General features: G+C 58.6%; 14 protein-coding genes. 7 read left to right on the top strand and 7 right to left on the bottom strand.

The genetic code is table 11. From position 1 onward, the window contains the following. Positions 1 to 24 precede the first annotated feature (24 nt). Genes PPL01S_RS04060 through PPL01S_RS25030 form a run of 3 tightly spaced genes read left to right on the top strand, consistent with a single transcriptional unit; the run spans position 25 to position 1,738 of the window. Positions 25 to 1,290: a PAS domain-containing sensor histidine kinase gene (locus PPL01S_RS04060; protein ID WP_028625276.1), complete on the top strand. Its 1,266-nt coding sequence runs from the start codon at positions 25 to 27 to the stop codon at positions 1,288 to 1,290. Then, positions 1,280 to 1,510 (top strand): hypothetical protein, encoded by a 231-nt coding sequence (locus tag PPL01S_RS04055; protein WP_016392873.1) that lies wholly within the window; start codon positions 1,280 to 1,282, stop codon positions 1,508 to 1,510. Before PPL01S_RS04060 ends, PPL01S_RS04055 begins: the two co-directional genes overlap by 11 nt. Before the next feature lie 60 nt (positions 1,511 to 1,570). After that, positions 1,571 to 1,738, top strand: a complete 168-nt coding sequence (locus tag PPL01S_RS25030; protein ID WP_248694067.1) for a hypothetical protein — start codon at positions 1,571 to 1,573, stop codon at positions 1,736 to 1,738. A 196-nt stretch (positions 1,739 to 1,934) separates the two neighbouring features. Here the strand turns inward: PPL01S_RS25030 and PPL01S_RS04050 are convergent, their stop codons facing one another. Then, on the bottom strand, positions 1,935 to 2,357 hold the full coding sequence (locus tag PPL01S_RS04050; RefSeq protein WP_081833295.1) for an integrase core domain-containing protein: 423 nt from the start codon (positions 2,355 to 2,357) through the stop codon (positions 1,935 to 1,937). A gap of 18 nt (positions 2,358 to 2,375) precedes the next feature. On the opposite strand from PPL01S_RS04050, the gene tnpA reads away from it, so the two are divergent. From tnpA to PPL01S_RS04030, 4 genes are read left to right on the top strand one after another with little or no spacing between them, the layout of a single operon-like run. Next, the gene (gene tnpA, locus PPL01S_RS25960) at positions 2,376 to 2,750 is read left to right on the top strand and encodes an IS66-like element accessory protein TnpA (protein ID WP_042155385.1); all 375 of its coding nucleotides are present in this window, start codon (positions 2,376 to 2,378) and stop codon (positions 2,748 to 2,750) included. Continuing rightward, a complete protein-coding gene (tnpB, locus tag PPL01S_RS04040) occupies positions 2,747 to 3,091 on the top strand; it encodes an IS66 family insertion sequence element accessory protein TnpB (RefSeq protein WP_028625277.1) in 345 nt (114 codons plus the stop codon). The genes tnpA and tnpB overlap by 4 nt, the downstream gene beginning before the upstream one ends. Before the next feature lie 35 nt (positions 3,092 to 3,126). Beyond that, on the top strand, positions 3,127 to 4,632 hold the full coding sequence (gene tnpC, locus PPL01S_RS04035) for an IS66 family transposase (protein WP_028625278.1): 1,506 nt from the start codon (positions 3,127 to 3,129) through the stop codon (positions 4,630 to 4,632). Between the two features lie 3 nt (positions 4,633 to 4,635). After that, entirely contained in the window at positions 4,636 to 5,214 is a 579-nt protein-coding gene (locus tag PPL01S_RS04030; RefSeq protein ID WP_028625279.1) for a plasmid pRiA4b ORF-3 family protein, read from the top strand. Here PPL01S_RS04030 and PPL01S_RS24460 read toward each other — a convergent pair. The 6 genes from PPL01S_RS24460 to PPL01S_RS04010 all read right to left on the bottom strand — a co-directional run bounded on the left by PPL01S_RS24460 (position 5,194) and on the right by PPL01S_RS04010 (position 10,466). Then, entirely contained in the window at positions 5,194 to 5,727 is a 534-nt protein-coding gene (locus PPL01S_RS24460; RefSeq protein ID WP_248694070.1) for an IS3 family transposase, read from the bottom strand. The genes PPL01S_RS04030 and PPL01S_RS24460 overlap by 21 nt on opposite strands. An 8-nt stretch (positions 5,728 to 5,735) precedes the next feature. Then, positions 5,736 to 6,095: a transposase gene (locus PPL01S_RS04025; protein ID WP_016392870.1), complete on the bottom strand. Its 360-nt coding sequence runs from the start codon at positions 6,093 to 6,095 to the stop codon at positions 5,736 to 5,738. Positions 6,096 to 6,185: 90 nt separating this feature from the next. Beyond that, entirely contained in the window at positions 6,186 to 7,541 is a 1,356-nt protein-coding gene (locus PPL01S_RS04020; RefSeq protein WP_016392869.1) for a M48 family metallopeptidase, read from the bottom strand. Next, positions 7,538 to 7,903, bottom strand: coding sequence for a hypothetical protein (locus PPL01S_RS25025; protein ID WP_144062865.1), 366 nt, complete (start codon positions 7,901 to 7,903; stop codon positions 7,538 to 7,540). Before PPL01S_RS25025 ends, PPL01S_RS04020 begins: the two co-directional genes overlap by 4 nt. Next, positions 7,794 to 9,323, bottom strand: a complete 1,530-nt coding sequence (locus PPL01S_RS04015; RefSeq protein WP_016392867.1) for a CHASE2 domain-containing protein — start codon at positions 9,321 to 9,323, stop codon at positions 7,794 to 7,796. The genes PPL01S_RS25025 and PPL01S_RS04015 overlap by 110 nt, the downstream gene beginning before the upstream one ends. A gap of 189 nt (positions 9,324 to 9,512) precedes the next feature. Continuing rightward, positions 9,513 to 10,466: an arsenic resistance protein gene (locus PPL01S_RS04010; protein WP_028625281.1), complete on the bottom strand. Its 954-nt coding sequence runs from the start codon at positions 10,464 to 10,466 to the stop codon at positions 9,513 to 9,515. Between the last annotated feature and the right edge of the window lie 22 nt (positions 10,467 to 10,488).

The following is a 10,488-nucleotide window of genomic DNA, read 5'->3' as shown; positions in this document are numbered from 1 at the left end:
TGCCAGAGCGAAGGAGGCCGCACCTTGAACACGCGCTACATCACAACATCGACCGGCAAGCGCCCTGATATCGCCTTGCAAATTCGTGTGGAGCCATCCGAGCACGGCTTGCTGCTGACGGACGAAAATGGATGCATCCGAAGCGCCAACCCCACCTTCTGCCGCTGGATCGGCTACGCCTGCGACGAGTTGCTCGGCATGCATTTTCAGCAGCTGTTGAGCCAGGAGGCCAGAACCTTTCAACAGATGTACTGGCAGCCGCTAATGGAGGTCCAGGGCGCGGTGCTGAACGTCAAGTTCGATCTTGTGCACCGTGCGGGGTTTCTGCTGCCGATGATGTCCAGTGCAATTACTTGTCAGTATTCGAACGCCATCGTTTACGAGCTGACCTTGTACGACCCGCAGGGGCAACGATACGAATATGAACTGCTTGTCACCCGGCTGCTGGCCGAGTGCTGCCTGGCGAAGAGCCTGAAGGTTCAGCGCGAGCTGTTGTCGTCGGGGCGGTCCAGCGCGGTTCAGGCACAGGTGGACGCGCAGACAGCGTTCTCCCGGCATATGCTTGGCATGGTCAGCCACGACCTGCGCACCCCCCTGCTGACGATCAGTATGGCCACGGACCTTTTGGTGCGTCGCTCTCAGACTGACAAAACGCGCGAGTTGCTCAGGCACATCAGCCAATCTGTGGCGCGCGCCCAGCGACTGGTGGCCGACCTTTTGGATTACACGCTCATCCAGGGAGGCCAGGTCCTTTCGATTCACCCCGGTGTCGCCGATCTGTCGGAGGTCGTAGGTGCATGCGTGGAAGAACTACGGCTGACCTACCCCTCTCATTCGCTGCTCTACGAGCACTTCGGTGAGCGCCGCGCCATGTTCGACAAGGATCGTCTCTATCAGCTCATCTGCAATCTGGTCGCCAATGCAGTGGCCTATGGCGATACACGGTTACCGGTGCGCGTGACGTCGAGGACCGAGGGTTCGATTACCACGCTCAGCGTCCTCAATCAGGGCGCTGCAATACCCGCGGAATTGCTCGGCCGCCTGTTCGAGCCGCTGATACGCGGTCGCCAGAAGTCTGTGCAAGCAAGCAATATCGGGCTTGGGTTATTCATCGTGAAGCAGATAGCCAAGGCCCATGCGGGCGATGTTTCGGTCGTATCGTCCGAAGAGGAGGGAACGTGCTTTAGCGTGAGGTTGTGCTTACCCTGTATCACCTTTGTTTTCAACGGTCAGCATCTCAATTCCAACTATTATGAGGTTTCACTAAAGGAGTGGAGATATGGCCGATAAATATGTTGGGAAAATAGTTGGACTGGGTACGGATAATGTGAGCTACATCATTAACATTTATCAGGACGAGACAGTTGAGCGCTCTCCACATGGCATGATTCGACATGCAGGTCTAAAGCATTTTGAAATGCAATTTGGGGGTGCTGTGCATAAAGTTTCCGAGTCTGAGTACGAAATTGCAGCGACGGGTGTGAGGGTCACAGTGCAGGATGGTGACTGAATCGCCCCTGGTTTCGTAGACACCTCCAAGCCTCATAATGAGGCCCAAATAGGAGGAGCCATGAGTCGTCAGCGTTACCCCGAGCAGCCCGTCAACCGCCCCATCCCTGCCATGATGCTGCAGGTGGTCGATGGCACCGAATACTACGACCGGGACCTGGTACAAGACGAATACGAAGAAGGTTTGCCGCCAGCCGTGGCTCAGCGGATTTATGACCTGTTCGATTGAAGGCCTTGCCTGCGGACGGTTCTGTAAATTCACTGACGCATTCGCGGATAAACCCACTCCATCAGGGCCGAACCAGCTGTCGCCCCGAATGCAAGGGTGGCAGCTGTACGCAGGTTGGCGAACCGAGGAAAAGGAATTCGGCAGACCCGAAGGCCTCCCTGAACTGGTCAACTGATTTTGGACACCGGTTTAGGTTTCATGCTGCTTCCTTGAGCTTTTTCTCCATGGCTACTGGGGTTTCGTAGCCGTTGTAGCTGTGGAGGCGCTTCAGGTTGTAGCGCACCAAGTAAGCCTGAATGTCCGCCCGAGCTTGCGCTTCGCTCTCATAACCCTCAGCAGAGATCCACTCTGATTTCAGGGCTCCGAAGAAGCGCTCCATGGCAGCGTTGTCCCAGCATTGCCCGCGATGACTCATGCTCTGGTTCAGGCCGTACTCTTCAAGTGCGGCCCTGAACTTGTGGCTGGTGTATTGGCACCCTTGGTCTGAGTGGAACATGACTCCCACCGGTCTACCCCTGGACTCGACTGCCATGCGTAGCGCGTCACAGGCCAATCGTAACCGTCCGGCCAGCCCCCTCTCCTGACAGCCCTCCAAATTGGCCAAGATAGTGGACACCATTTTTTAGTGGACACTATCTTGGATACAGTTGCCCCAACCCTTCGGCCCGGTCGTCGTCCGAACTTCCCTCTAGCGTTCAAACGCAAGGTCGTCGAAGCCACGCTTCAGCCAGGCACCTCCGTGTCGTTGATCGCTCGCGAATATGACGTCAATGCCAACCTGATATTTCGCTGGCGTCAGCAATACCAGGAAGGGCTATTCGGCCCGGTCAGCCAGAGTGCAACGCTGTTGCCTGTCCAGGTGATTGAGGTGCCGACAGATCTACCGTACGCCCAACCGCCATCAGCCTGTTATCCCGAGATCATTGTTGAAGTGGGAAAAGCCAAGCTGTGCATCACCGGCACGCCTGACCCGCAAGCCCTGCAACTCATCTTGCAGCAGTTACTGCGATGATTGCTCCTCCCGCTGGAACCCGCATCTGGATCGCCGCTGGGGTCACCGACATGCGCCGTGGCTTCGACGGCTTGGCGGCCTTGGTGCAGACGCAGCTGGAAACCGATCCATTCTCCGGCCAGATTTTTGCTTTCCGTGGGCGGCGCGGTGACCGGATCAAGCTGCTGTGGTGGGATGGCGACGGCTTGTGCCTGTTTTGCAAACGGTTGGAACAAGGACGCTTCGTCTGGCCGCAAGCGACCAGCGGCAGCGTGTCGCTGACGACTGCGCAGTTGTCGATGCTGTTGGAGGGCATTGATTGGCGAAGGCCCATACGCACAGCACCTGTCCATGCGGTCTGACTGACCACACTGAAAAAAACCGGTAGCATCCGGTCATGACTTTCGTGACCGACTCGCTGCCGAACGATCTCCAAGCCTTGAAGGCCCTGGTCTCTGCCCAGCGGGCAGAGATCGAGCGCTTGAAGATGATGATCGCCAAGCTGCGGCGCGAACAGTTCGGTCGCAGTTCCGAGCAACTGGAAGCGATGATCGATCAACTCCAACTGAGCCTCGAGGAGTTGGAGGTCAGTCAGACTGAACTGACGCCACCTACCGTATCGCCACCTCGCACCGTCTCTCGGCGCAAGCCATTACCTGAACATCTGCCACGCGAAATTCACGTCCACCAGCCCGAGTCGCAATGCTCGGGTTGCGGTGGGCAACTGCGTCAGTTGGGTGAGGATGTGTCTGAGGTGCTGGAGTACGTCCCGGCACGCTTTAAAGTGATCCGCCATATCCGCCCCAAGTGGGTTTGCCGCTGCTGCGAGCACATCGCCCAAGTGCCGGCGCCGAGTCGCCCGATAGCCCGAGGCCTTGCCGGCCCGGGGCTGTTGGCCCATGTACTGGTTTCCAAATTTGTCGATCATTTGCCGTTGTATCGGCAGTCCGAGATCTACGCCCGCGAGGGCGTGAATCTGGAGCGCTCAACCTTGGCCGACTGGGTCGGCCAGAGCAGTCAGCTGCTGCGACCATTGATCAATGCCCTTGAGCGTCACGTCATGAACGGCCACAAAGTCCACGCCGATGACACGCCGATTGGCGTACTCGCGCCGGGCAACGGCAAGACCAAAACGGCTCGCCTGTGGACATACGTTCGCGATGACAGACCGGCGGGCGACTCGACGCCGCCTGCGGTCTGGTTCGCTTACTCGCCTGACCGAAAGGGGCTGCATCCTCGTGCTCACCTCAAAGACTTCAGCGGTGTTCTACAAGCCGATGGTTATGCCGGATTTGCCCAGTTGTATGACTCGGGGACGATCCAGGAAGCCGCCTGCTGGGCTCATGCCCGACGTAAATTCTACGATGTCTACAAAGATCAGGCCTCGCCGCTGGCTGCCCTGGCATTGCAACGGATTGCAGTGCTCTACGCCATTGAAAGCGAGATCCGTGGGCAACCACCGGATCAGCGAAAAGCCGTTCGACAAAGCCGGGCCAGTCCGTTGCTCGGACAATTACACGCTTGGCTCAACCAGACGCTGGCTCAAGTGTCGAAAAAATCGACATTGGGCGGGGCGATCCTCTATGCCCTCAATCGTTGGCAGGCATTGGCATGCTACTGCGACGATGGCCGGATCGAAATCGACAACAACGCCGCCGAACGCGCGCTGCGCGCCGTCGCGTTGGGTCGCAAAAATTACCTGTTTGCCGGTTCCGATACCGGTGGAGAGCGAGCGGCGGCGATCTACAGTCTGGTGGGTTCGGCCAAGCTCAATGGTCTGAATCCACAATCCTATTTGACATACGTGCTGGAGCGCATCGCCGAGCATCCGATCAATCGGGTCGATGAACTGCTGCCCTGGAACGTTTCTCTCACCCCCATTGAACACTGCGAAGCGGCTTAATCCATGGTCAACCCTGTTCGTTTGCCAAAACCTGAAGCAGATCTGTTGTTGCTGCGCATTGAGTTGAAATACATAGAGCCCACGATTTGGCGTCGTGTGGCGGTACCGGAAAATATCACCCTGAGCAGATTGCACTCCGTGATCCAGATCGTAATGGGCTGGGAAGGTGGGCATCTGCATGAGTTTGAAATTGCCGGTGAAAACTATGGCATACCTGACCCCGACGGATGGGGCCCGCCGGTCAAGCCAGAAGCCCGCAAGACCCTGGTCAAAGCCTTGTGCGGGAAGAAGACGTTTCGCTATGTGTATGACTTTGGCGACAGCTGGGATCACCGGATCAAAGTCGAAAAAGTGCTGCCTGCCATTGCCTGTCCGCAAGTGCCGTATTGCGTCGACGGCGCTAATGCCTGCCCTCCAGAGGACGTGGGTGGCGAGCCGGGCTATGCCGAGTTTCTTGAGGCGATGGCAGACCCCGACCACCCGGAGCATGAAGCCATGATGGAATGGTATGGGGAAACCTTTGACCCAACGGCTTTTGACTGGGAACAAGCGAATGAGTGGTTAAAGGAGATCAGGGTCTGAGAGGCAAGGCGGTGTAATTCGGACGGTTACGGCCAATCGAGCATCGGCAATCATTGAGAATGCCCAGCCCATGACCCGACGTGCATACAGATCCATTACCACAGCTAAGTAAAGCCAGCGCCTGCCAACCTGGATATACGTCACATCCCCACACCACACTTCGTTGATCGTCGAAACGTTGAAATTCCGCTTCAGCTGATTTTCTGCAATCAATGCTTCAGCGCCTGATGAGCGGTACCGATGTGGCCTACGCTGCCTGCACTTGAGGCCAGCCTCGCGCATCAGGGCACGCACCTTGTAGCGCCCGACTTCATGGCCTGCACGGCGCATTTCCTGGGTCAGCGTTCGCGACCCAGCCGAACCTCGAGAGGCTTTGAAAAGACTACTCACGGTCGAGCGCAACTGATCCCGGACTGGATTTTTTCTGGCCTGACGCTGGCGCCACGCATAGAAACTGCTGCGCTTGACCCCAAGCACGCGACAGCATTCGACAACACCGTAATGCTCACTCAGCTCGTTGATCAGCGAGAACGATCTTTGGAGTCCCGAAGCAGGAGAGCACTGGCCTTTTTTAGGATTTCGATGTCTCGGTCCTTCTGTCGTACCAGCGCCTCCAGTTCTTGGATGCGTTGCTGATCCGGGGTGATTGCCTTGGCTCCAGCTGGAACATGACCCTCTCGTTCCTTACGCACCTGCTCAACCCAGCGCCGCAGGGCTGTAGGCCCGATCTCGAGCATTTCACAGACTTCAGGGACCGACTGGCCGCCGTCGAGCACCATCTCGGCAGCCCGGATTTTTTGATCTTTCGAGTATGACTTTCGCACTGATTTTGCCTCCGATTGGGCGCCATAATAGCGCCCGATGAAGGTGTCCAAAATCATTAGGCCAGTTCAGCTTGCCGGCGATGAGGTCGGTGCAGACAAAACACGGCCTGGGCGCCCACTAGCGGAACGCTCAGGCTCTCACCCTTTCTACCAACTCGCAGCGCCCCCCTGTTTTGCCAACTTCTCGAATTTGGCACAGGTGTTGTAGGTGGCCACATCATCCACCACATTGGACACACACCGGCCATACGCGACCAACTCGTACACTTGCAGGCCGTGGCGCTTGGTCAGGTAATACTCCACCGGCAGCAGCTGTGCCATATAACCCACCTCCAGGTGCGAGTCTTCGATGGCCTTCATCACCTGCTTGCGATCACCCGCGCGGTCGACTTCCTTGAAAAGCATGTTGAATGTCCAGGCCGTACGCCCGGTACTCAGCAAGCTGGTGCGCATATAGGATCCTGCGCGTTCCGAATCGCCGGCTATTGCGTAAGCCATGGCCAGTTTGTTGGTGACGGCGACATTGCCTTGAAGCGTCGTGGGCACCGGTTGTTTTTCAATTTTCGCCAAGGTGCCCTTGAGTTGATCTCGATTGCTCGAGACCAGGTCATTCAAGCGGAACAGGTAGTCGGTTGAAGCAAAGGCGGGAAGCGGCCCACCTTGGCGGCGTCGACGCTGTTCGGGTGGCAGGCTGGCTGCAAGTTTCAAGACCGGCTCGAGCCGTCCCTCGGGCGATTGATAGATGCTGTCATTTGCACCGCTGAGCACCTTGCTGCAGCCTCGCAGACTGAATTGGTAGTTGCCGTTCTTTGCGCTAACGCATTGAGGTGTTTGCGGCGCTTGTGCCAGCAGCACACCTTTACCGTATTGTCCGAGGCGGCGTACCGCCATTTTCAGGCCATCGAGGGAGTATCCGGCCTTCAGCAGCAACTGCGCAGAGAAACGGTCAGCGGCTATTTCCTGATCCTGATTCCAGCGTTTGTAGATGAGGCCCTTGGTCACGTCATCCACGGTTTCACCGAACAGTAGCGTGTAGCCGCCGGCTCCGGCGGCCCAGCCAGCCAGTTTGACCATGTCCAGGGCGGCCTGCTGCTGGCTGCCCTTGGTGGTATCACCCTGATAGACATGCCCGAGTTCGTGGGCGATGACGGCCGCTACTTCGTCTTCGGAACTTGCCTGGGCAATCAGCCCGGCCGATACCACGATGGTTGTCGTGGAGAGCGAGTAAGCCTCGTAGCCGCTGAACGAGTCCACGACCACCACGCAATTGCACGGGGTTCCCCACGCAGTCTCGAGGCGCTGGCGGACGCGTTGCACAAACCCGATCAGGTTGGGGTCGAGGATCGGCGTGCGGTCCATTTGCCGCAACTGCCGGATGTCGTTGATATCGACCTTCCGATCGGCGCCTTCCAGGGGCTTCAGCGCACTGTACTTCGGGTCGACAGCACAACCGGAGAGCATCACCAGCACCAGCGCGAACAAGCCACCGACCAGCTTGGTCATTTGCATCCTTCGCCCGCTCCTTTGACGCTTGCGGATTTCGCATCGCCGGCCAGGGTCACGGGTATGGTGCTGCAGGAGTCGACCACAAGTTTCTCATTGACCAACTCCACGTCGGCACGTGAAACCCGCCACGCGCCGGTGCCCTGGCGAAATTCCAGGCGATTGCCTTCTACGCTCTTGGCCGCAATGGGGTAGGTCAACGTACCCAACTCCGATATCAACCGATATTCACCACCCTTGGCAGACTCGGCCTCAACCAGTTCGGGATTGAGAATTTTCTGGATCCGCAGGGTATCGGCCGAGACCGGAACGATGCTCAGGCTGGCAAGAAGTAGCAGGCAGATCGGGTTGCGTGTTTTCACGGGGTGCGTCCTTGTAGTAATTCGACTCTGTCGCTGCGATTGTTTCCCTCAGCAGCGGGAGGAAGGCTGTGAATGCCATCCATCCTTCTGGTGCGACATGAAGCATGTGGCACAGATAGAACGTCAGCGAGACCAGCAGCAGGGTGATCAGGGATAACCCCGCTGCACTCAATGAGTTGGATAGAAATGAAGTGTGTATGGATGCCTCGCGCTTCGGTTGGCGGGAGGTGTAACCAAGGGTGCCGGACCGCCACATCCAGAACAGTATCGCCACCAACAAACAGGCAAGGATGAGCCATTGATTGCTGCTTTGCCGTACGTAGTTCTGGCCCATTTCCTCCAGGTTCACCAATGCGTTGGCATGCAGGTATACGCCCGCCACCTGCCCGTAAAGCGGGGAAGCCACGTAGTCGTTCAGGCTGGGCATGACGTTGCCCACCAGTACCACGAACGGTTCGCCGGGCTTGAGGTGCGGCGGCCTGAGGCTGACCGGGTGCTCACCATACAGTTGCGACAACCGCACCTGGTGGACGGGCATGCATTCGGCAGGCGGGTTTTGTATCGCTGTTCCGAGGCCAACAAATCGATGGAGAATTGCGACGACATCCCGCGCAGTGCTCAGCGGCCCGGCCTGGCAATCGTCCCTGGCCGTGATACTCCACTGGATGGACAAATCAGGCAGGTCTGTCGCGTCGGCCCAGTGGCAATCATCGCCGCGGGCTTTGCACAAGTCTTGGTAGAGTGCATTGGCTGCCGTTGCTACAGGCTTGGTTTCTGCCGCTGATCCCAGGGGAGCCTGCAATGGGTAAAGGTCACCACTGCCTTCCCAAGCAGAGACGACCAGTGAGGCAGGCGGCAATTGTTCGCGGGACAGTTGAGAGATCGGCACAAACTGCCCCCCACCCGCCAGATGAATGCTTGCTGCAGAGGTATCAGCGTCCAGCCGTTTCAGAATACGGCCGAGTTGCCCCAGATCGCCGCTGGTCGCACGTGGGCGCTCGAAGAAGATGTCGTAGAAAACGGCTGCAGGGGCCGCCTCGCCGCCTTTGGGCAGAGCAAGGTCACGCAGGATTCGGCCATGGTCCGCGTAGGTCAAGGGCCAGTCATTGGCCTCCATCCAGCCATTGCCGTCATTGTTCAACCCCGCGATGCTTGGGTAATCGATGGCCACGACTGTTACGGGGGCAGGCGCGACGGGCTGAACAAACGCCCGGAAGCGCCCGAGCTGGTCCGACAAAGCCTTGTCGGCAGCAGAGGACAAGCCGAACGGGTCGCTGAGCAAGACCCAGGAGGCAAAGAGTGAATAAAGCCCTATACGAACCAGTGGCAACCGACGCAGCCGCTCGAATCTGTCATCCACCCACTTGAAGCACGAGCGCAATGATGACCACCCGGACATCACTGTACAAAAAATCTTCACCCCATCGCTCCATGATGTCATATCGCCACTTGGTCGCGAAGAATATCCAAATGGTTCGCGCTTTGTAAATCCAGGCAGGGTAAACAGGCCATGGGCTTTTCTGCGGGAGCAACGGTCTTGCCCACGCTCTTGAAGACGGCTGCGAAACCCATGTGAGAGCCGGCAAGCCGGCTCCCACAGGGCGGGGTGTCAGCGGATCAGGGCCGGTACCATGCGCACGTAGATGAGCTCACTCACCAGCTCCACTAGCGTCTGGGTAATAACCGCCGCTGCGGCCAGGCCGCGCAGGTCTTCCGGGAGCGCCAAGGCCAGCGGCAACACCACCAGCGAGTTGCGGGTGGCGGCGCTGAAGGTGACCGAGCGCGCCTCGGCAGCTGGCAAGCGCAATAGCCGTGCGGCGATGAAACCAAGCAGCGGTGCCAGCAGCATGAAGCCGACATACACCGGAATCACCGGCAGTAACCGGTCGAAATCGCGCCACACCACGGCAATCTGCGAGCCGATCACCGCCAGCAGCACCAACGCCATCGCCGGTACTGGCAGCCACGCCCAGGCGTCGCTCCACACCGACACTGCACGCGAACGTCGAGCACCCGCGCTGGTGAACACGGCGAATATCATCGGCAAGACGATCAGCAGCACAAAGGCTTCCACGAACGGTGCGATAGCGATCGTCACTTCGCGGCTGTCGCCGAGCATCAATGCCAGGTACACCGGCAGCAGCAGCAACTGCACCAACAGCAGCACCGGCGTTGCGGCGAGGGTCAGGCGGGAGTCGCCTTTGCCGATGTGGGTGAACACCACCACGTAGTCGATGCACGGTGTCAGCAACACCAGCAGGGCGCCGATGAGGATCGCCGGGTGCGCGACCAGGCCACGGGTTACGGCCCATACCAACAGCGGCACGAGGATGAAGTTGGCGAGCAGCAGGGCAGCCATGAAGCGGCGATTGCCCAGGCCCTGGCGCAGGTCGAGGAACGGGATCTGCAGGAACATCGCGTACATCAGCACGGCGATGGCGGGGGTGACCAGGGTTTCGAGCTGCTGCGCGGCGCCTGGGGCCAGCAGGCCGAAGGCAACGGCGGCGATCACCGTGGCGAAGTAGATCGGGATCTGCTGGGTTTCGAGTTGTTCTCTGGTCAAGGCCGGGCCTGTGCTTGGTGGG

The sequence above is a fragment of the Pseudomonas plecoglossicida NBRC 103162 = DSM 15088 genome (genome assembly GCF_000730665.1).
GTDB classification, from domain to species: Bacteria; Pseudomonadota; Gammaproteobacteria; order Pseudomonadales; family Pseudomonadaceae; genus Aquipseudomonas; species Aquipseudomonas plecoglossicida.
Note: the sequence above shows the minus strand (reverse complement) of the source record. Positions and strands in the feature narration are given on the sequence as shown.

What these genes read in the sequence shown, in the direction of transcription:
- PPL01S_RS04025 (WP_016392870.1), bottom strand. Translation starts at nt 6,095, where the DNA reads ATGATTTTGGACACCTTCATCGGGCGCTATTATGGCGCCCAATCGGAG.
- tnpC (WP_028625278.1), top strand. Translation starts at nt 3,127, where the DNA reads ATGACTTTCGTGACCGACTCGCTGCCGAACGATCTCCAAGCCTTGAAG.
- PPL01S_RS25030 (WP_248694067.1), top strand. Translation starts at nt 1,571, where the DNA reads ATGAGTCGTCAGCGTTACCCCGAGCAGCCCGTCAACCGCCCCATCCCT.
- PPL01S_RS04030 (WP_028625279.1), top strand. Translation starts at nt 4,636, where the DNA reads ATGGTCAACCCTGTTCGTTTGCCAAAACCTGAAGCAGATCTGTTGTTG.
- PPL01S_RS04050 (WP_081833295.1), bottom strand. Translation starts at nt 2,357, where the DNA reads ATGGTGTCCACTATCTTGGCCAATTTGGAGGGCTGTCAGGAGAGGGGG.
- PPL01S_RS04020 (WP_016392869.1), bottom strand. Translation starts at nt 7,541, where the DNA reads ATGACCAAGCTGGTCGGTGGCTTGTTCGCGCTGGTGCTGGTGATGCTC.
- PPL01S_RS04055 (WP_016392873.1), top strand. Translation starts at nt 1,280, where the DNA reads ATGGCCGATAAATATGTTGGGAAAATAGTTGGACTGGGTACGGATAAT.
- tnpB (WP_028625277.1), top strand. Translation starts at nt 2,747, where the DNA reads ATGATTGCTCCTCCCGCTGGAACCCGCATCTGGATCGCCGCTGGGGTC.